Here is a 19360-nt window from a genome sequence, read left to right as displayed (position 1 = left end):
TGGAGATCCTAAGTTTACTAATAATACGCCTTTCATTATAATTTTCTTGCTTTAGGCTTTAAGCTTTAGGCTTTAAGCATTTGTTTAAATTTTCGTCAAAAGTAGCACTAGCCACTTCTTAGAAATATGATAATTATTATTTTTTATTTATTGTTGAATATAGAAAATCAATTTGCTAGCTATTGGCACACGGATTAAATGGGTTAAGCTGGTTTTCGCAGATAATTGATTCGTGCTAATTCATGAAATTAGTGTTTGATAAAACTCTAAACATTCGTATTTATCGACATCAAATACTTCTTTGGAGTTGTCGCAAACTTTTTCTTGAAAGCCGCTATAAAGTGACTTCCAGTACTGTAACCAATCTTCAACCCTACTTCGTTTACATTATATGATCCACTGTCTAATAGTTTTCTGGCGAAATCCATTTTATAATCAAATAGAAATCCATAAACGGTATCGCCGTAAATTTGTTTGAAACCCATTTTGAGTTTCTTCAAATTCAAACCAATTTCATCTGCCAGTTCTTGTAATCCCGGTGGTTCGGCCATATTGGCGATGATGATTTCCTTGGCTTTTCTAATCTTCAAAACGTTATCTTCATCAATCAAAAACGGACATTGTTCTGCGTTTGGATCTTCAGTTCTATTAAAATACAAGCTTAACAATTCGTATCCTTTTCCCTTATAATAAAGATTCTTTATCGACGGATGTAAGTTATAATGAAACAGTTGACTTAAAACAATCGCCATCGACGGACTAATATTTCCTTCGTTATAATACTTTTTGTCCTTATTATCCGGACTCAGGAAAGTAATATAGTCGGCTTCGGCAGAAAACAACGCGTGAAATTTCTTAATCGAAACAATCACGGAGATCACCCAGGAATTTGGAGCCAACTCTAAATTCAATGGTAATTCTTTCTGCGGATTGTATAAAAGCAGTGATTTTTCTTCTTTCAAATCTAAAGCATAGCTGCCCTGATTGAATAAGAATTTGGCATTGCCTTTTATCCCGAAATGAAACTGTATCAGGCCACTACCTACTTCGTGCTGTCCGAAAAAGGGCTCTGAACTGTCATTTTGAAAACGAATAAGCGTAAAGTCGTCTTCAATTTTAATAATTTCCTGAGAACTCATAGCGATATTTTTTTAGTACAAAAATCAAGATAATTCCATTTTGTTATTTAGAATCACTCTAAACAAAACATTTCTAACCAATTGATTTTGCTACAAAAATACTTCTTTTTGCATAAAAACAGTCGTTTAGAAACAAAAAATCACATAGCGATACAAAAAGTACTTTGAGCGTTACTTTTATAAAGACTATAGTGATAATTTTGTTGCACTTTTATGAAAGTGAATTTATGGAAAACAATAACGTACCTAAACATCTTTATTTTTACTCAGTTGGTTTGAGTTATAAAAAAGCTGATGCTGAGGTAAGAGGTAAATTTAGTTTGGATGCAATTGCAAAAACGCGTTTGCTGGAACAAGCTAAAGAAGAAGGAATTGAAAGTTTGATTGTCACTTCGACCTGCAACAGAACCGAGATTTATGGTTTTGCAGAACATCCGTTTCAATTGATAAAACTAATTTGTGATAACAGCAACGGTTCAGTTGATGCTTTTCAGAAAGTTGGTTTTGTTTACAAAAATCAGGAAGCTATTGGTCATATGTTTCGTGTAGGAACTGGTTTAGACAGTCAGATCTTAGGCGATTTTGAGATTATTTCTCAAATCAAGACCAGTTTTGCACATTCAAAATCTTTAGGTTTGGCCAATGCTTTTTTAGAAAGATTGGTAAATGCTGTAATCCAGGCCAGCAAAAAAATTAAGAACGAAACAGAAATTAGTTCTGGAGCGACTTCGGTGTCTTTTGCATCGGTACAATACATTCTTAAAAATGTAGAGGATATTGGCAATAAAAATATTTTACTTTTCGGAACAGGAAAAATCGGAAGAAATACTTGCGAGAATCTTGTAAAACATACCAAAAACGAACACATTACTTTAATCAACAGAACGAAAGACAAAGCTGAGAAATTGGCCGGAAAACTCAATTTGATTGTTAAAGATTATTCTGAGTTACACTTAGAACTTCAAAAAGCCGATGTTGTTGTTGTCGCTACAGGTGCTCAAAACCCAACAGTTGATAAAGCGATTTTAAATCTAAAGAAACCTTTATTGATTTTAGATTTATCGATTCCAAAAAACGTGAATGAAAACGTAGAGGAATTAGAAGGTGTAACTTTGATTCACATGGATTATTTGTCTCAACTGACAGATGAAACTCTTGAAAATAGAAAATTACACATTCCTGCTGCCGAAGCGATTATCGAAGAAGTAAAAGAGGAATTCATCACCTGGACAAAAGGAAGAAAATTTGCTCCAACCATAAATGCTTTAAAAGAAAAACTGAATGCTATTAAAGTTTCAGAATTAGATTTTCAAAGTAAAAAAATTGCAGATTTTAATGAAGCTCAGGCTGAAATCATCAGCAACAGAATCATCCAGAAAATCACTACGCATTTCGCAAACCACTTAAAAGACGACGACACCATGGTCGATGAAAGCATCGAATGGATCGAGAAAGTCTTTAAAATAAAAGCATCTTAAATAAAATTTAAACCATATAAGTTATATAAGTTCATTTAATAGCAAACGGTTAATTCTTTTTCAACCTTAACCTAACTGCTTAAATTATCTTATATAACTTATATGGTGAAATTCAACAAAATGGCTGAAAAAACAATCAGAATTGGAACTCGCGATAGCGAACTAGCACTTTGGCAAGCACATACTGTCGAAAAAAAACTAAATGATTTAGGTTATAAAACCGAAATTGTTGCGGTAAAATCTACAGGCGATATTATTCTTGACAAACCGCTATACGAACTGGGAATCACCGGAATATTTACTAAAACCTTAGACATTGCCATGATCAATGGCAGTATTGATATTGCAGTGCATTCTATGAAAGATGTTCCAACGGCTTTACCAAAAGGGATTGTTCAGGCAGCAGTTTTGGAGAGAGCTAATGTTCTGGACATTTTAGTGCATAAAGGTAATCCTGATTTTGCAAATCCAAGTACTATTGCAACCGGAAGTTTACGTCGTCAGGCGCAATGGTTCAATAAATACCCTAATCATACTGTGGTTGATTTACGCGGAAACGTAAACACCCGTATGCAAAAACTACAAGACAATAACTGGGACGGAGCTGTTTTTGCTGCTGCAGGTTTAGAGCGCATTAACCTGAAACCAGGAAATTATATCGATCTTGATTGGATGATTCCGGCTCCGGCACAAGGTGCAATGCTGGTTGTAGCAATGGAAAACGACAATTATACGCTTGATGCACTTTCGCAATTGAATCATATCGAAACTGAAATCTGTACCTATATCGAACGTCAGTTTTTGAGAACTCTTGAAGGTGGCTGTACGGCGCCAATTGGAGCTTTGGTGAAATATAATGAAGAGGAAGACACATTGCATTTTCAAGGCGTTTTACTTTCGGTTGATGGAAAACAAAAACTGGAAATCGACAAAACCGTTGATATTTCAGAATGGAAGAAACTAGGTTTCTTCGCCGCTCAGGAAATTTTAAACAATGGCGGAGCAGAATTGATGGCATCTATTAAAGAATCTCTAAAAAAATAATGGCGAAATCAATTCAAATACTATCTACAAAAAAGCTATCGGGCGAACAAAAACAAGCATTGGTAAAAGCCAATATTGAAGTAACCGAATCTGATTTTATTCAAACCCAAAACAAACCTTTCGAACTTAAAGACCTCAACGAGAATCTGATTTTCACTAGTCAGAATGCGGTTCATAGCGTTTTATCTGATCCAAAATCTGAAGCACTGAAAACCAAAAATGTTTTTTGTGTTGGTTTAAAAACCAAAATTCTTTTATCTGAAAACGGTTTCAACGTTGTAGCTTATACCGGTTATGCAACAGATTTAGCCGAAATCATTACTTTGATTTACCGTAATGAAAGTTATACTTTCTTTAGCGGAAATCTTCGTAGAGAAACTTTACCACAAGCTCTAAAAGATGCTGATGTGAAATTCAATGAAATTCAGGTTTATGATACGTCATTAACGCCACAAAAAATAAAAGCTACTGTTGACGGAATCTTATTTTTTAGTCCTTCGGGCGTTGAAAGTTATTTGAAAGACAACACAATCAAGAAAGAAAAGTGCTTTTGCATTGGAGAAACAACCGCAGAAGCTTTACATAAAATTACAAAAAACATCATTATTGCAGATCAGCCAACGGTTGAAGACGTAATTGAAGATGTAATTGTTGAATATAGCAATACGCTTTAAGCCTTAGGCAATAAGCAAAAAAATAACACAAACAAACGCTTAAAGCCTAAAGCTTAAAGCCTAAAGCCATAAAAAAATGTTAAAAAACGACTTATTTTTAAAAGCATTAAAAGGAGAAACAGTTCAGCGTCCGCCAGTATGGATGATGCGTCAAGCCGGAAGATATTTACCGGAATTTATCGCTTTGCGTGATAAATACGATTTTTTCACCCGTTGTCAGACTCCTGAGTTGGCTGCGGAAATCACAGTTCAGCCTATTCGCAGAATTGCGCCGGATGCTGCAATTTTATTCTCGGATATTTTGGTTGTTCCGCAAGCAATGGGAATTGAAGTTTTAATGAAAGAAAATTTTGGTCCGTTTTTACCAAATCCAATTCGTTCTTTAGCAGATGTTCATAGAGTTTATGTTCCGGACATTCAGGAAAGTTTAGGTTATGTAATGGACGCCATTAAATTGACTAAAGAAATGCTGAACGATGAAGTGCCTTTAATTGGTTTCGCTGGTTCACCTTGGACAATCTTTTGTTATGCTGTTGAAGGAAAAGGATCTAAAAGTTTTGATACGGCTAAAGGTTTTTGCTTTTCAAATCCTGCTGCAGCACATACTTTATTACAAAAAATTACAGACACTACTATTTTATACTTAAAAGAAAAAGTAAAAGCTGGAGTTGATGCCGTTCAGATTTTTGATTCATGGGGAGGAATGCTTTCTCCGGTTGATTATCAGGAATTCTCATGGAAATACATCAACCAAATCGTTGAAGCTTTGGCTGATCACGCTCCGGTTATTGTTTTCGGAAAAGGATGTTGGTTTGCTCTTGGCGAGATGGGTAAAAGTAGAGCTTCGGCTCTTGGAGTAGACTGGACTTGTTCAGCTAGAAATGCGCGTTATTTATCTGGTGGAAACATCACTTTACAAGGAAATTTTGATCCGTCAAGATTACTTTCACCAATTCCAACCATCAAAAAAATGGTTCACGAAATGATCGACGAGTTCGGAAAAGATAAATATGTTGTAAATTTAGGTCACGGAATTTTACCAAATATACCTGTAGACCACGCAAAAGCGTTTATTGACGCAGTGAAGGAATACGGAAACTAAATATAGTATTCGGTTTTCAGTCGCAGTTTTCAGTCTCATTTTAAGCTGAAAATTGCGACTGAGACTGAAAACTAAAAAAAACCTTAGATGTTTGCAAACCTAAACTTCACCAAAAACTCACCATTTTCTTTTGTAGAATATGGATTTCAGGCGTATTATGCGACTGTATTTTTGATGGTTTGGCTGCATCCGGAAGAACACAATGTGAGTATGATAAATGACCTGGCTATTTTAATGGCTTTCGAATTTATCATGGTGCACTCTGGAGTTTTTATGGCGGTTATGCCCAAAAAATTATCTCTTTTTGTGTTTTTTCCCATGTATGGATTGTTTGCAATGGCTTTTCATCATTCTGTTATTAATACCAATATTTTATATATTTACTTGCTAACGGTTTTAAACCGAATGCGATTTGCTTTTTCTGATGTAAGTCCGGAAGTTCGGGCAGTGCAAATTGGCAAATCTGTTGCGAAGGCAATGTTGTATTTCTTTTTAATTTTTGCAGTTTGTTTTGGAAATAGTATAATTCCTAAATTTGGATTAACAGATGAATTTTTAGAAAAATCCAAGTATTTTGACACTGTAAAATCAAGCGGATTGTTTATTGAAAAACCTTATGTACCAATATGTATGGGTTTTATATACTACTCTTTACCAGTTTTGTATTTTATCTACCGAACCATTAAAAGCTTTGGCAAAAATAATAACGATACTTTTCAGGAAGAGAGATTAATCTTTAGCAAAACAACATACAATCAGAAGTTAAAATCGGATAAAAGATAAGAAATCATGCTCAACAAAGGCTTAAGAGATGAGGAAAGTATCAGAATAGAGAATACTCTAAGAACCTTGCATGCGTTAATTTTTGTTCCAAAGTTTTGGAACGCCGAAGATACAAGTCTGATAGATGAACAACTTAAGGGTTTTGGATTAAGCTTAGAAAGAACAATCGAAATACCGGAGGAAGAACTGATTCTTCTTTTACAACAATGTCATCTCGACTGGAATCAGCAGGAACAATTTGCAGATATTTTAATAGGTTTGTCTCAGGAAAAACAATTTGATTTTTTCGGAAAAGCACTTGCTATTTACCAATATATCCAAAAAGAAAGCAAAGTTTTTTCTTTTGGAATAAATACTAAAATTGCTTCGGCTAAAAACAAATAGACATGAGTTTTACAGATTGGAAAATAGACCGAATTGAACATGTTTTGCCTAAAGAATTTTACAATTTAGTAGATAAAAACAGCAATCATATTGGAAAAACTTTCCCAGTAACTCTGGTCAATTCCGATTCATTAAAAAAAGCAGAAGATTTTTTGGAAGTCAGTAGTAATAAAGAAAAAACCAAGGAAGGTTTTTATTTTTACGCAAGAGATATCCAAACCAACAATTTAATTGGTTATTTGTGTGTAAAAACCATTGATTACCGCATTTCAAAATGTGAATTAGGTTATTTTGTTGATGAAGATTATCAAGGAAAAGGAATTACATCAAAAATGGTTTCGGATGCGCTTGATTTTTGTTTCAATAAATTAATATTGAACAAGGTTTTTATATGTACTTCAGAAATCAATTTAGCAAGCCAGCGAATTGCATTAAAACATAATTTTAAACAAGAAGGAATTTTACGAGACGAATTTAGAAATGGTGACGGCGAATTGCAAAATACTGTTTACTTTGGACTGCTTAAATCAGAATATAATAAAAAGTAAGCTTATTAAAAACATGGAAAATTAGTGGGTTACAAATTGTAACTAACTGAAATCTTAAAAGAAAATAGGTAAAAAAGTAGTCAATAAATTAAATGCTATTGATTATTTGGAGAATAAAAAAGAATTACAATAACAATGAAAGATAAATTTTACGCATACATACAAAAATTGCAAGATCAGATTTGCACCGGATTAGAAGCCGTTGACGGAACAACGAAATTTCGTGAAGATCTTTGGAAACGCCCAGAGGGCGGCGGCGGAAGAACGCGCGTTATTGAAAACGGAAATGTTTTCGAAAAAGGCGGTGTCAACATTTCGGCCGTTCATGGGAAATTACCGGAAGCGATGCAAAAGATGTTTGGCGTTGGTGAAGCTGATTTTTTTGCCTGCGGATTAAGTTTGGTTTTACATCCTAAAAATCCAATGACGCCAACGGTTCATGCCAATTGGCGTTATTTTGAAATGTACAACGAATCCGGAAAAGTAATCGAACAATGGTTTGGTGGAGGACAGGATTTAACGCCTTATTATTTGTTTGAAGAAGATGCAAAACACTTTCATCAAACCTGTAAAACGGCTTGCGATAAACACAATCCGGAGTTTTATCCAAAATATAAAAAACAATGTGATGCTTATTTCTGGAATGCACATAGAAACGAAGCGCGCGGAATTGGCGGTTTATTCTTTGATTATTGCAAAGCAAATGAGCAAATGTCTATGGAGGATTGGTACAATTTTGTTACCGAAGTTGGCGATAGTTTCTTAGAAGCCTATGTTCCAATTGTGGAAAAAAGAAAAAATTTGGAATACACTCCTGAAAACAGAACATGGCAGGAAATCCGTCGTGGTCGTTATGTCGAATTTAATTTGGTTCATGACAAAGGCACTTTATTCGGTTTAAAAACCAACGGGAGAATTGAAAGTATTTTGATGAGTTTACCTCCGCACGTACAATGGGTTTACGATCATCATGCAGAAGCCGGAAGTGACGAAGAAAAATTGGTGAATGTGTTAGAAAATCCTGTTGATTGGATTTAATATATTGATCCCAATATTTTATTTTAATACCTAAAAACATAGATTTAAAATTGTAATTTAGGCTTGTTTTTGGGTATTAAAAATAAACGAATGAATTTCAAACTGATTTACATAGCATTTTTTGCCAGCATTTTTGGGTGTTTTGCCCAGAATGATTCGCTGCAAAATCCCTATTTTAAATCGTATAATGATAAAATTACTGGAAGTATTTATTATTTAGATACTTCAAACAGTTTTCAGATTGCTTCAGGCACTCAGGATTCGGAAACATTTGTTAATCTTATACCAAATAGAAGAGAACAGATTGGTTTTAATCTGAATTATAAAATTATTGATATTTCTGTTGGTTTTGCACCAAAATTTCTAAGTCAGAACAAAGGCGATTATCATTCCAAACATTTTAATTTCAATACCCGTTTCTACTATAAAAAATGGATGCAATCGTTTACTTTCATCAATCAAAAGGGATTTTATATCAGTGATGATAATATAACGGCACAATTGCCGGATATGCGTACTATGAAAATTGGCGGATCAACATCTTATGTTTTCAATAATAAATTCTCTTTTAAAACCTTGGTTAGTCAAAACGAATGGCAGACCAAAAGCTCCGGAAGCTTTATCCCAACTTTTTCATTTTACTACACCAATATCGACTTAAACACTCCCGATACACCACCCGGAGATATTTATGTATTTACTTTGGCTCCATCCTACTACTATAATTTTGTAATTAGTGACAGGGTTTTAATTGGTGCCGGAGTTGCTTTAGGCGTTGGAATTAATGATATCAACGGAGACACATCTGCCTTATATCAAGCCGATTTCAATTTAAAATTGGCGTATAATAACGATCGTTTCTTTGCCTTTGCAAGTATTAACGCTGTAAGTTTTGCTCAGGACGAGAAAGTCAATCCCCGCTTGAATGATAATATTGCCACTTTAAAACTTTCTGCAGGTTACCGATTTGATCCACCAAAAAAAGTAAAAGAGGTTTATAATAAAGTAAATCAGAAAATAGGTTTGTAATAGTCATTAAATTTAAAACAACACATATGAAAAATAGAGAAAGATACATAGCACAATTAAACCGTATGCATTCCGGAAAAGGATTTATTGCTGCCCTGGATCAAAGTGGTGGAAGTACCCCAAAAGCCTTAGCGCAATACGGTGTAGAAGAAAGCAGTTTTACGAATGACGAAGAAATGTATACACTTGTGCATGAAATGAGAACCCGCATTATAAAAAGTCCTGCATTTGATCGCGAATATATACTGGGTGCTATTTTGTTTGAAAACACCATGGACCGTAAAATCGACGATCAATGGACAGCCGATTATTTGTGGGAGAAAAAAAACATAGTTCCTTTTCTAAAAGTCGACAAAGGACTTGCTGACATTGCCAATGGCGTACAATTGATGAAACCTATTGCTAATTTAGACGAATTGCTGACTCGTGCCGTAGAACGAAATGTATTTGGAACTAAGATGCGTTCTGTAATAAAAGAAGCCAATGCAACAGGAATTCGCGAAGTAGTCGAGCAGCAATTTGCGGTAGGTTTACAAATCTTCGAAAAAGGGCTTATACCAATTATAGAACCTGAGGTTGATATTTACAGCCCTGACAAAGAAAAATCAGAAGAAATTTTGAAAGAAGAAATCAAAAAACAACTTGATTTATTGGGAAAAGACGTAAAAGTAATGCTGAAATTGTCTCTTCCAACTGTAAATGATTTTTACAAAGAATTGATGTCAGATCCACATGTGGTACGTGTTGTGGCATTATCCGGCGGATACGGTCAGGATGAAGCCAATGATAAGCTTTCGCAAAACCACGGATTGATCGCCAGTTTCTCAAGAGCATTATCCGAAGGCCTTGCAGCTGGTCAGTCTGATGATGATTTTAATACTAAACTGGGCAAAACCATCAAAGAAATTTATGCCGCTTCGATCACATAATCGAATACTCTTTACTACATAAAAAAAATCCCCGAAAGTTTCAATTTTCGGGGATTTGCTTTTTTATAATTTTAAAACTATTTAGAGGTTAATTCCTGAGTTAAATCTAAAGTTTGCAGAATAATATTTTTATCAGATTTCAACGAGTTTAACTTAAATCCAAAAACCAATTTATTGTTGATTAACTTTTTAGGAGATTCAAATGTGATGTCTGAAAATTGCTCCGAAAACTTGCTGAATTTTCCTAAATCCGCAGGGTTAGCTTCACCTGATTTTCCAAATGCATTGATTAGCTCAGCCATATTCAGTTTTCCGAACATATAGTTTTTCTTCAAATCCTTTTTGGCTTCGCCAGAAAATGTACCGTTACCAGCATTAAAATAGTCAAATGTATTGGCTATTACAATAACATCTTTGTCTTTTTTGATGAAGATATCTCCGTATTCTTTGGTTCCGGTAATAACATAATAATTGTCTTTTTGCAACAGTACTTTTTTGCGAACCCCTAACTGCATCAATTTATCAGCAAAAGTAGGATGTGTCGAAGTAAAAATTACAGAAAATAACGGAACTGATTTCTTAGTCTTTTTATCAATTATTTTCTCTTCATAGTTTTCATCGTATTCGTATGATTTGGTCATAACTTCAATTTCCTTGAAACCGTATAGAAATGCGCTTAAATCACCATCAAAAAGTGTTGCGGTGGCTTCTTCATCAACAATTGTCGAAATTAAATCGGTAACAACAGCAATATCCTCTTTTACCAGTTTTGGACTCTGAAATATATCTGGTATTAGAGACGGGAAATTTTCCAGCGCCCCTTTTGTATTAACATGATAAGACATATACCCCAAAGGCTTTTGTGCAGGGAAATAATTAAAAACATTCTTGTTTATTTTTCTATTCGTGATTTTACTCACAACTTCAGCAAGCTCTGACGAATATTCGACAACCTCTTCTACACGTGCATTATTATTATCAAAATAAAAATCAAGATTGATGCCTTTTATAAAATTTCCAAAGCTTTTCTGCATAGGCAAAAACTTATCATAACCTCCAAAAATGGCCATTGGATAATTGGACATAGAATATAAACTTGTCATTGCAGCGCTATAATTTATCCAGGACGAAATATCGGCATTAGCGTTTATTTTTTCTGAACTTGGTGCAGTAAATCCATTTTCGAATAGCGATTTTATAATCTTATTCAGCTTTTCTGTTTGTTCCAGATTAAAAGTAGCTTCCTGAATCGTGTACGGTGCGTTTGCGGTATACTCTTGTTCTCCATTGTACGGAACCGGAGCTTCTTCAACCGCAACGGGAGCATCATTTATTGGGGTATCGATTATGATAGAAGGCTCTTCCGTTTTTGTTTCTTCGTAAACCTCATCAACAGCAACAGAATCTTGCCAAACAGTTTGACTTTCGGTTGTATAAAACCTCGAAGGAAGTCTTTGTGTCAGTTCCAGAATAACCAGGTAGTTATCATTCCATGCCAAAGTTTTGTTTTTACCTTTTGTATTAAAAACAGCATATTTACCTGCATCCTGAATCTGTACATTTTCGGCTGAACCATTCCCAAATTCCTTTATTATAAATTGTTTAACCGCTTCTCTGCTCTTTACGGGAATTGTAACCTGATAATACGGAATACTGTCTGAGAATTTTCCGTGAATGGTTATTTTTTGATCTAACTGAATAAGCTCGGTATATTTTGTAAAATCTAAGTCAGGCTTTTTAGCGCTGTATTTGGTTATGATGGGATGATTCAGGATTTCGGCAACGCTTACTTTTTTAGAAAGCTGGTTTCCGTTAAACTGAACAAAATAATCGTATTCGTTTTTATTGATTTGTCCAAAAGTTAAATAAGTGGCGAATAATAAAAATAAAGTATAAAAGTGCTTCATAAATCAGAGAGTTAATTGGATTGTATTGTTCATTAGGGCCGATTTTTTAAGTACGCTGTACATACTTTGTTTTAAAAATACGGTCTTTTTATTTTGTGAAATTTTACTGTTTGGGTTTTGCACCGCCTGAACATCTTTATCGAATGTATAAATGGCAATAATATTCGCCTCTTCAAGATCTTTCTTTTTCTTGGGGTCCTTAACCAATTTTTCAGGAATCGGATAAGAGGCAATTCTTTCGAAATTTTTTCCGCTTCCGCTAAAGTGAATCTGATCGTGCTGATTGTTTATCGTATTAACAACCGCATTGAGTGCTTTTAAATTGGCATAATTAAGTTTGATGATGAAAACATAATTTTCAAAATCAGTCTTGGTCGTTACATTTGTAATTCCGTTGATTTTTGAAGCTTTTATTTTAAAATCTTCGAGTTTTTTGGTGATTTCCTGTTCGTTAGGGATTTTTACGCCATCGACTTCTTCCAGCCAAATTGCCGATTTGGTCTTAAACCAGGATTTCGAAAAGTCGACCATCAGAGTATATTCACCACTTTGATCGTCGTGATGTTTGATTCTTTCTGTTATTTCAAAGCAACTTGTTAAAAGCAAACAACAGCATAAAGCGAGAAATTTCTTCATTAGACAAATTTAACTGGAAAATTTTTAAAAACCATGACATTACAAAATTCCTGAAACTTATTTATAAAATGAAAAACACAAGGACGTTTTGAGAAGTTTTAAAAATTAAAGTCTAAAACTAAAAAATCAGTAAATTTTCAGATAATATTAACGCATTCTATACTGAGCTAACAGCCTTATTCTGTTCATTTTTCTTTAACTTTGCACTGCTTCATAAAAGTAAAACAATCTTCAAAAAAAACAAAAAAACAACTGTAGCTTTTAGAACAGGACTTAACCAATCTGCTTTCAAAAAAATTAGGTTACAATCTGAAATCTAAAATCTAAAAATCTAAAATTATATGTTCCCACTACAAAGAAACCGCCGTTTAAGAACCAATGAATCTATTCGTTCTTTAGTTCGTGAAACAAGTTTGAGTCCACAGGATTTTATGCTTCCTATGTTTGTTGCCGAAGGAAAAGATGTAAAAGTAGCTATTCCGTCAATGCCCGGAATCTACCGTCATTCATTAGACAACACCATCAAAGAAGTAAAAGAGGCCTGGGATTTAGGAATCAAAGCGGTGAATATTTATGTAAAAGTTAGTGACAGTCTAAAAGATAATAAAGGTGTTGAAGCCTGGAACAAGGATGGTTTGATGCAACAAACGATTCGCGCCATCAAAGATGCAGTTCCTGAAATGATTGTAATGCCGGATGTAGCTTTAGATCCGTATTCTATTTACGGCCATGACGGAATTATCGAAAATGGTCAATTGATCAATGATGCAACTGTTGATGCTTTAACCAGAATGAGTTTAAGCCATGCTGAAGCCGGAGCCGATTTTGTGGCACCAAGCGACATGATGGACGGACGTGTTTTAGCGATCAGAAAAGCATTAGAAGAAAACGGACATCACAATGTGGGAATCATGAGTTATAGTGCTAAATATGCTTCGGCATTTTACGGCCCTTTTCGCGATGCTTTAGATTCTGCTCCGGTAGATTCTCAAAATATTCCTAAAGATAAAAAGACATACCAGATGGATTATGCGAACCGAATTGAGGGAATTCGCGAAGCATTATTAGATGTAGAAGAAGGCGCAGATATCGTTATGGTAAAGCCGGGAATTGCCTATTTAGACATTGTTCGTGAGGTAAAAAATGCCGTTCACGTTCCAGTTGCCGTTTACCAAGTATCTGGTGAGTACGCTATGGTAAAGGCCGCAGCAGAAAGAGGATGGTTAGATCATGATAAAATTATGATAGAGCAACTGTATTGCATTAAGCGTGCAGGTGCCAGTATTATCTCTACTTATTTTGCAAAAGAAGCAGCTTTACTATTAAATAAATAATGATGAAAAACGTATTATTCTTATCAGTCCTTTTAGCGTTGACTTCATGTAAAAAAGAAGCAACAGAAGATCCGGTTCAGGATCCAACAACAGAAACGTATTCTGAAGGACATTCGGCGGAAGCCAAAACTCCGGAAGCTTTAGGAAAACAAATTTTTGAAGGACCAGGAAATTGTACCTCGTGCCATCAGGCTGATCAAAAAGTAATTGGTCCAAGTATTAAGGAAATTGCCAAAATTTACAAAGACAAAAAAGGCGATATGGTTACTTTCTTAAAAGGAAATGCCGAACCAATTGTAGACCCAAGTCAGTTTGCGGTTATGAAAACCAATTTACCAATCACTCAGGCAATGTCTGATGATGAGTTAAAAGCTATTGAGACTTATATTTACAGCCATTTAAAGTAATATTATCATTTCTGCTGACATGCTGTTGTCATTGCATGGTTTTACATTTACAGCTTAACATAAATGAAGTAAAATGATCATTCAAAAATTCAGTGTAATTGGTATTTCGGTAAGAACTACAAACGAAAATGGCAAGTCCGGAGAAGACATTCCGGCTCTTTGGAACAAATTTATGAGCGAAGAAATTCAGCGTAAAATTCCAAATAAAGTTTCGGAGGATATTTTTTGTATTTATACAGATTACGAAAAAGATCATACCAAACCTTACACCACTATTTTAGGTTGTAAAGTTAAAAGTCTGGATGTTGTACCTGAAAACATGATTGGTAAAACAATTGAATCAGCAAATTATGAAGAATTGATTGCCAAAGGAAATTTAGCCGAAGGTATTGTTTATAATAAATGGCTGGAAATCTGGAATTCAGATTTAGATAGAAGTTTTACCGCAGATTTTGAGGTTTATGGTGAGAAAACCCAAAACCCGGAAAATGCAGAAGTTGATATCTATATCGCACTGCAATAAAATATAGAACCAAAAACGGCGCTAAATTTAGCGCCGTTTTTTTATGGTTTGATATTACCAGATTTTAACTCTCTTCTCAGGTTCAACATACATTGCATCTCCTTTTTTGATTCCAAAAGCTTGGTAAAAAGCATCTACGTTTTGTATTGGCACAACCGCTCTGTACATTCCTGGTGAATGCGGATCGGTTTTAACCTGACTTTTAATAGCCTCATCTCTTGATTTAGTTCTCCAAACTGTCGCCCATGAAATAAAGAAACGTTGTTCCGGCGTAAATCCATCGATTAATCCTGGATTTCCATTTGCTTTTAAATACAATTGCAAACCGTCGTAAGCAGCGTTAATTCCACCTAAATCACCAATGTTTTCACCTAAAGTAAATTTACCATCTACGTGAATTCCCGGCAAAGGCTCTAAAGCGCTATACTGATCTGCCAATTTTGTACCTAATGCAGTAAATTGTTTCAAATCATCAGCTGTCCACCAGTCAACAAGGTTTCCGTCTGCGTTGTAACGTGCACCAGAATCATCAAATCCGTGAGAAATCTCGTGTCCGATTACAGCACCAATTCCGCCATAATTAACTGCTTCATCAGCTTGGTAATTGTAGAAAGGAGGTTGTAAAATCGCAGCAGGGAAAACAATCTCGTTGTAAGATGGGTTGAAATAAGCATTTACAGTTTGCGGAGACATTCCCCATTCTGTTTTATCAACTGGTTTACCCAATTTTGCTAAGTTTTCTGCGTAAGCCCATTTTGATATATTTCTTGAATTATCAAAATAAGTTCCGCCTTCGTTAACATTTTTAAGTTCTAATTTAGAGTAATCTTTCCATTTATCAGGATATCCAATTTTAATGGTCAGTTTTTTCAACTTTTCGATTGCTTTTGTCTTAGTCTCTGCAGACATCCAAGGCAATGCATTGATTCTGTTTTCGTATGCCAACATTACATTAGCAATCATGTTCTTTGCTTTGTCTTTTGCTTCAGCAGGGAATAATTTCTCTACATACAGTTTTCCTAAGGCTTCTCCGGTTGCACCGTTGATTACTTGTAAAGCTACTTCTTCACGCGGACGTTGTTTTAACGCTCCTGTTAATGTTTTTCCGTAGAAATCGAAATTAGCATTTTCAATATCAGTCGTTAAAGTTGAAGCTGTTCTGTTTAATAAAGTCCATTTAAGGTATTCTTTCCAGGCTTCTACTTTCTTTTCTGTTAACGTTTTTTCTAAAGCAATCATATAACGTGGTTGCGCTACATTTACTGTATCCAGTTTCGTCATACCAATTCCTGCGAAATATTTATCCCATTGAATTGAAGGTGTATTCTTTTTTAAATCAGCAACAGCAGTTGGATTGTATTGTTTTCTGCGATCTCTACGCTCAACACGGTCTAATCTCGGAGCAGACAATTCAACTTCTAAAGCCAGGATTTGTTTTGCACTTTCTTTTGCTTTTGCAGGAGATTCTCCAAGATACTGCAACATTCTTGCTACGTGTACTTCGTATTTTTCACGTTTTTCTTTCGAATCTTTATCATCTGCATTGTAGTAATCTTTGTCAGATAATCCTAAACCACCCGGGCTTAAGTTCACTGAGTTTTTGTTACTGTTTTTTGCATCAGCTCCAACATATACTGCAAAAAATCCAATTCCGCCCTGAGGCTGCATTTCGATAAAGAAATTTTGCAAATCAGTTACGTTTTTAATCGCATCGATTTTCTTTAAGTAAGGCTGAAGTGGTTTGATACCATTTTTATTACGTCCTACAGTATCCATAATCGTATTGAATAAAGCAATTGCTTTACCCTGATCTGTATTTGATTTGTACTTAGGATCTTTTGAAGCTTCTTTTAAAATAGCAAGAGCGTCATTATCTGTCTTTTGACGCAGTTCATTAAAACTTCCCCATGAATTTCTGTCACTTGGAATTTCAGTTTTATCTAACCAGGCTCCGTTGACGTAACGGAAAAAATCCTGACCTGGACTTACCTTCGTATCCATATTAGAAAGGTTGATACCCGGTTCTTTTGGTTTCGCATTTTGTGCCTCGATTGTCACACAACAAAGCATTGCTGAAAATGCACAAAACACAGATTTGTTAAGCTGTTTTATCATTTTTATTTATAGTATTAGTATATATACAAACATATTGTTATTATTTTGAATTCTATGTTAAATTTTATCAATAATTAATTTGAAGAATTCTGATGCAATTAAAAAAGATATTTTAATCAAAAATGTCTTCTAAAATCTTTAAAAAGTTTAAACTTTAAAAAATCAACTTAAACAAAAAACGACGCTTTATCAGCGTCGTTTCTTATTTATAAATTACCAGATTTTAACTCTCTTATCCGTATCAACATACATTTTATCACCTTTTTTGATACCGAAAGCATCATAAAAAGCATCAACATTTTGAAGCGGAACATAAGCTCTGTACATTCCAGGAGAATGCGGATCTGTTTTTACCTGATTTTTAATCGCTTCGTCTCTCGTTTTAGTTCTCCATACGGTTGCCCATGAAATAAAGAAACGTTGTTGTGGAGTAAATCCGTCAATTAATCCCGGATTTGGATGTGATTTTAGGTACAATTGCAAACCATCGTAAGCAGCATTGATACCACCTAAATCTCCAATATTTTCACCTAAAGTAAAATTACCGTCTACGTGAATTCCTGGCAATGGCTCTAAAGCACTATATTGATCTGCTAAAGCTTTACCTAATGCTGTAAATTGCGTTAAATCTTCTGGTGTCCACCAGTCTACCAAATTTCCTTCGGCATTATAACGTGCTCCTGAATCATCAAAACCATGAGAGATTTCATGACCAATAACAGCTCCAATTCCACCATAATTAACCGCTTCATCAGCCTGGTAGTTGTAGAAAGGCGGCTGTAAAATTGCTGCAGGGAATACAATTTCGTTATAAGATGGGTTGTAATAAGCATTTACAGTTTGAGGAGACATTCCCCACTCTGTTTTATCAACCGGTTTATTTAGTTTTTCGATTCCTTTTTTGAAATTCCATTTGCTCAGGTTACGGGCATTATCAAAATAACTTCCGCCTTCGGCTACACTTTTAATTTCAAGTGCTGAATAATCTTTCCATTTGTCCGGATAACCTACTTTTATGGTAATCTTGTTTAACTTTTCGATAGCTTTTACTTTAGTTGCCGCAGACATCCAGGTTAAATTGTTAATACGATTTTGGTACGCCAAAATAATATTATGAATCATATCTACAGCTTTGGCTTTTGCTTCTGCTGGAAATACTTTTTCTACATATAATTTACCAAGTGCCTCACCAACAGTTGTGTTTACTACCTGTAATGCTTTTTCTTCGCGTGGTAATTGTTTTATAGCTCCTCTTAAAGTTTTACTGTAAAAATTAAAATTAGCCGTTTCGATATCTGTTGATAATTTTGTAGCAACGGTATTTAATAAATCCCATTTTAAGTATTCTTTCCACTGTGCAACTTTATTTTGAGTAAAAATAGTTTGCAAAGCTTTCATATACTTTGGCTCCATAACTACCACTGTATCTAACTTCGCCAGTCCAAGACCTGTAAAATAAGCATCCCACTTTATTGCCGGTGTTATTTTTTGAAGTTCAGCAATTGTCATCGGGTTGTATTGCAAACGGCTGTCTCTGCTTTCTACGCGATCTAATCTTGGCTTAGACAATTCTGTTTCCAAAGCTAAAATTGTGGCTGCGCTTTGTTTTGCTTTTTCCGGAGATTCGCCAATAAACTGCATCATCTTCGCTACATGAAGCTCATATTTTGCTCTTTTTTCTTTAGAATCTTTATCTTCAGATGTATAGTAATCTTTGTCCGGTAAACCTAATTGACTTACGCCAAGGGTTACGGAGTTTTTAGAACTGTTTTTTTCATCGGCACCAATATAGATTCCGAAAAAAGCAGCTGTACCTTCCGGTTCAACCTCAACTAAATACTTTTGCAGATCAGCCACGTTTTTAATAGCGTCAATCTTTTTAAAGTAAGGGTGCAAAGGAGCAATTCCGGCTTTATTTCTTCCAACTGTATCTAAAATCGTTGAAAATAAATTAACCGCTTTTCCCTGTTCTGTATTTGATTTGTACTTTGGATTTTTAGATGCTTCTTTCAGAATAGACATTGCATCTTTGTCGGTTTTCTTAATCAATTCATTAAAACTCCCCCATGTGGTACGATCACTTGGAATTTCAGTTTGATTAAGCCAGGTCCCGTTTACATATTGAAAAAAGTCCTGACTTGGACTAATTTTAGTATTCATGTATGACACATTAATACCGGGTTCCTTTGGATTTGCATTTTGAGCTTTAACAGCTGTAAATGAAACCGCTGCAAAAAAAGCGCAGAACAATGGTCTGCTAAGTTGTTTTTTCATTTATATTTAAGTTTTT

The 19360-nt window shown here is 34.8% G+C and carries 18 protein-coding genes; 13 read left to right on the top strand and 5 right to left on the bottom strand.

Annotated features, from left to right (window positions below):
- Positions 1–266: 266 nt before the first annotated feature.
- Complete coding sequence (locus IRZ78_RS24415) at positions 267–1139, bottom strand: AraC family transcriptional regulator (protein WP_056247889.1); 873 nt, start codon at positions 1137–1139, stop codon at positions 267–269.
- 227 nt (positions 1140–1366) lie between these two features.
- On the opposite strand from IRZ78_RS24415, the gene hemA reads away from it, so the two are divergent.
- From hemA to IRZ78_RS24365, 10 genes are all read left to right on the top strand, one after another.
- Positions 1367–2617 carry a glutamyl-tRNA reductase gene (hemA, locus tag IRZ78_RS24410; protein ID WP_194619891.1) on the top strand — a complete coding sequence of 417 codons (1251 nt, stop codon included), beginning with the start codon at positions 1367–1369 and terminating at the stop codon, positions 2615–2617.
- Between the two features lie 120 nt (positions 2618–2737).
- Positions 2738–3661, top strand: a complete 924-nt coding sequence (hemC, locus tag IRZ78_RS24405) for a hydroxymethylbilane synthase (protein WP_194619889.1) — start codon at positions 2738–2740, stop codon at positions 3659–3661.
- Positions 3661–4335, top strand: a complete 675-nt coding sequence (locus IRZ78_RS24400; protein ID WP_194619887.1) for a uroporphyrinogen-III synthase — start codon at positions 3661–3663, stop codon at positions 4333–4335. The genes hemC and IRZ78_RS24400 overlap by 1 nt, the downstream gene beginning before the upstream one ends.
- Before the next feature lie 76 nt (positions 4336–4411).
- Positions 4412–5437 carry a uroporphyrinogen decarboxylase gene (gene hemE, locus IRZ78_RS24395; RefSeq protein WP_041520396.1) on the top strand — a complete coding sequence of 342 codons (1026 nt, stop codon included), beginning with the start codon at positions 4412–4414 and terminating at the stop codon, positions 5435–5437.
- An 87-nt stretch (positions 5438–5524) separates the two neighbouring features.
- The gene (locus IRZ78_RS24390; protein WP_194619885.1) at positions 5525–6220 is read left to right on the top strand and encodes a hypothetical protein; all 696 of its coding nucleotides are present in this window, start codon (positions 5525–5527) and stop codon (positions 6218–6220) included.
- 6 nt (positions 6221–6226) lie between these two features.
- On the top strand, positions 6227–6604 hold the full coding sequence (locus IRZ78_RS24385; RefSeq protein ID WP_194619883.1) for a hypothetical protein: 378 nt from the start codon (positions 6227–6229) through the stop codon (positions 6602–6604).
- A 2-nt stretch (positions 6605–6606) separates the two neighbouring features.
- Positions 6607–7152, top strand: coding sequence for a GNAT family protein (locus IRZ78_RS24380; protein ID WP_194619881.1), 546 nt, complete (start codon positions 6607–6609; stop codon positions 7150–7152).
- A gap of 135 nt (positions 7153–7287) precedes the next feature.
- On the top strand, positions 7288–8190 hold the full coding sequence (gene hemF, locus IRZ78_RS24375) for an oxygen-dependent coproporphyrinogen oxidase (protein ID WP_194619879.1): 903 nt from the start codon (positions 7288–7290) through the stop codon (positions 8188–8190).
- A 90-nt stretch (positions 8191–8280) separates the two neighbouring features.
- Complete coding sequence (locus tag IRZ78_RS24370; protein WP_194619877.1) at positions 8281–9219, top strand: DUF4421 family protein; 939 nt, start codon at positions 8281–8283, stop codon at positions 9217–9219.
- A gap of 26 nt (positions 9220–9245) precedes the next feature.
- A complete protein-coding gene (locus IRZ78_RS24365) occupies positions 9246–10148 on the top strand; it encodes a fructose bisphosphate aldolase (RefSeq protein ID WP_194619875.1) in 903 nt (300 codons plus the stop codon).
- A gap of 77 nt (positions 10149–10225) precedes the next feature.
- Here the strand turns inward: IRZ78_RS24365 and IRZ78_RS24360 are convergent, their stop codons facing one another.
- Together IRZ78_RS24360 and IRZ78_RS24355 are read right to left on the bottom strand one after the other, a co-directional pair.
- Positions 10226–12055 carry a hypothetical protein gene (locus IRZ78_RS24360; RefSeq protein ID WP_194619873.1) on the bottom strand — a complete coding sequence of 610 codons (1830 nt, stop codon included), beginning with the start codon at positions 12053–12055 and terminating at the stop codon, positions 10226–10228.
- A gap of 3 nt (positions 12056–12058) precedes the next feature.
- Complete coding sequence (locus IRZ78_RS24355) at positions 12059–12691, bottom strand: hypothetical protein (RefSeq protein WP_194619871.1); 633 nt, start codon at positions 12689–12691, stop codon at positions 12059–12061.
- A 341-nt stretch (positions 12692–13032) separates the two neighbouring features.
- Between IRZ78_RS24355 and hemB the strand changes: the two genes are divergently transcribed.
- From hemB to IRZ78_RS24340, 3 genes are all read left to right on the top strand, one after another.
- Positions 13033–14025 carry a porphobilinogen synthase gene (gene hemB / locus IRZ78_RS24350; protein WP_194619869.1) on the top strand — a complete coding sequence of 331 codons (993 nt, stop codon included), beginning with the start codon at positions 13033–13035 and terminating at the stop codon, positions 14023–14025.
- 2 nt (positions 14026–14027) lie between these two features.
- Positions 14028–14432 (top strand): c-type cytochrome, encoded by a 405-nt coding sequence (locus tag IRZ78_RS24345; RefSeq protein WP_194619867.1) that lies wholly within the window; start codon positions 14028–14030, stop codon positions 14430–14432.
- A gap of 73 nt (positions 14433–14505) precedes the next feature.
- Complete coding sequence (locus IRZ78_RS24340; RefSeq protein ID WP_194619865.1) at positions 14506–14955, top strand: GyrI-like domain-containing protein; 450 nt, start codon at positions 14506–14508, stop codon at positions 14953–14955.
- A 54-nt stretch (positions 14956–15009) separates the two neighbouring features.
- Here IRZ78_RS24340 and IRZ78_RS24335 read toward each other — a convergent pair whose 3' ends face one another.
- Together IRZ78_RS24335 and IRZ78_RS24330 are read right to left on the bottom strand one after the other, a co-directional pair.
- Entirely contained in the window at positions 15010–17070 is a 2061-nt protein-coding gene (locus tag IRZ78_RS24335) for a M13 family metallopeptidase (protein WP_194619863.1), read from the bottom strand.
- 213 nt (positions 17071–17283) lie between these two features.
- Complete coding sequence (locus IRZ78_RS24330; protein ID WP_194619861.1) at positions 17284–19344, bottom strand: M13 family metallopeptidase; 2061 nt, start codon at positions 19342–19344, stop codon at positions 17284–17286.
- Positions 19345–19360 lie beyond the last annotated feature (16 nt).

It is taken from the genome of Flavobacterium sp. CSZ (assembly GCF_015350725.1).
In the GTDB taxonomy this organism is placed as follows: domain Bacteria; phylum Bacteroidota; class Bacteroidia; order Flavobacteriales; family Flavobacteriaceae; genus Flavobacterium.
This window is presented reverse-complemented; position numbering and strand designations above follow the sequence as displayed.

Coding starts and splice junctions, on each gene's coding strand:
- IRZ78_RS24360 (WP_194619873.1), bottom strand. CDS start 12,055: ATGAAGCACTTTTATACTTTATTTTTATTATTCGCCACTTATTTAACT.
- hemB (WP_194619869.1), top strand. CDS start 13,033: ATGTTCCCACTACAAAGAAACCGCCGTTTAAGAACCAATGAATCTATT.
- hemC (WP_194619889.1), top strand. CDS start 2,738: ATGGCTGAAAAAACAATCAGAATTGGAACTCGCGATAGCGAACTAGCA.
- IRZ78_RS24380 (WP_194619881.1), top strand. CDS start 6,607: ATGAGTTTTACAGATTGGAAAATAGACCGAATTGAACATGTTTTGCCT.
- hemA (WP_194619891.1), top strand. CDS start 1,367: ATGGAAAACAATAACGTACCTAAACATCTTTATTTTTACTCAGTTGGT.
- IRZ78_RS24365 (WP_194619875.1), top strand. CDS start 9,246: ATGAAAAATAGAGAAAGATACATAGCACAATTAAACCGTATGCATTCC.
- hemE (WP_041520396.1), top strand. CDS start 4,412: ATGTTAAAAAACGACTTATTTTTAAAAGCATTAAAAGGAGAAACAGTT.
- IRZ78_RS24355 (WP_194619871.1), bottom strand. CDS start 12,691: ATGAAGAAATTTCTCGCTTTATGCTGTTGTTTGCTTTTAACAAGTTGC.
- IRZ78_RS24385 (WP_194619883.1), top strand. CDS start 6,227: ATGCTCAACAAAGGCTTAAGAGATGAGGAAAGTATCAGAATAGAGAAT.
- IRZ78_RS24370 (WP_194619877.1), top strand. CDS start 8,281: ATGAATTTCAAACTGATTTACATAGCATTTTTTGCCAGCATTTTTGGG.
- hemF (WP_194619879.1), top strand. CDS start 7,288: ATGAAAGATAAATTTTACGCATACATACAAAAATTGCAAGATCAGATT.
- IRZ78_RS24330 (WP_194619861.1), bottom strand. CDS start 19,344: ATGAAAAAACAACTTAGCAGACCATTGTTCTGCGCTTTTTTTGCAGCG.
- IRZ78_RS24340 (WP_194619865.1), top strand. CDS start 14,506: ATGATCATTCAAAAATTCAGTGTAATTGGTATTTCGGTAAGAACTACA.
- IRZ78_RS24335 (WP_194619863.1), bottom strand. CDS start 17,070: ATGATAAAACAGCTTAACAAATCTGTGTTTTGTGCATTTTCAGCAATG.
- IRZ78_RS24400 (WP_194619887.1), top strand. CDS start 3,661: ATGGCGAAATCAATTCAAATACTATCTACAAAAAAGCTATCGGGCGAA.
- IRZ78_RS24345 (WP_194619867.1), top strand. CDS start 14,028: ATGAAAAACGTATTATTCTTATCAGTCCTTTTAGCGTTGACTTCATGT.
- IRZ78_RS24415 (WP_056247889.1), bottom strand. CDS start 1,139: ATGAGTTCTCAGGAAATTATTAAAATTGAAGACGACTTTACGCTTATT.
- IRZ78_RS24390 (WP_194619885.1), top strand. CDS start 5,525: ATGTTTGCAAACCTAAACTTCACCAAAAACTCACCATTTTCTTTTGTA.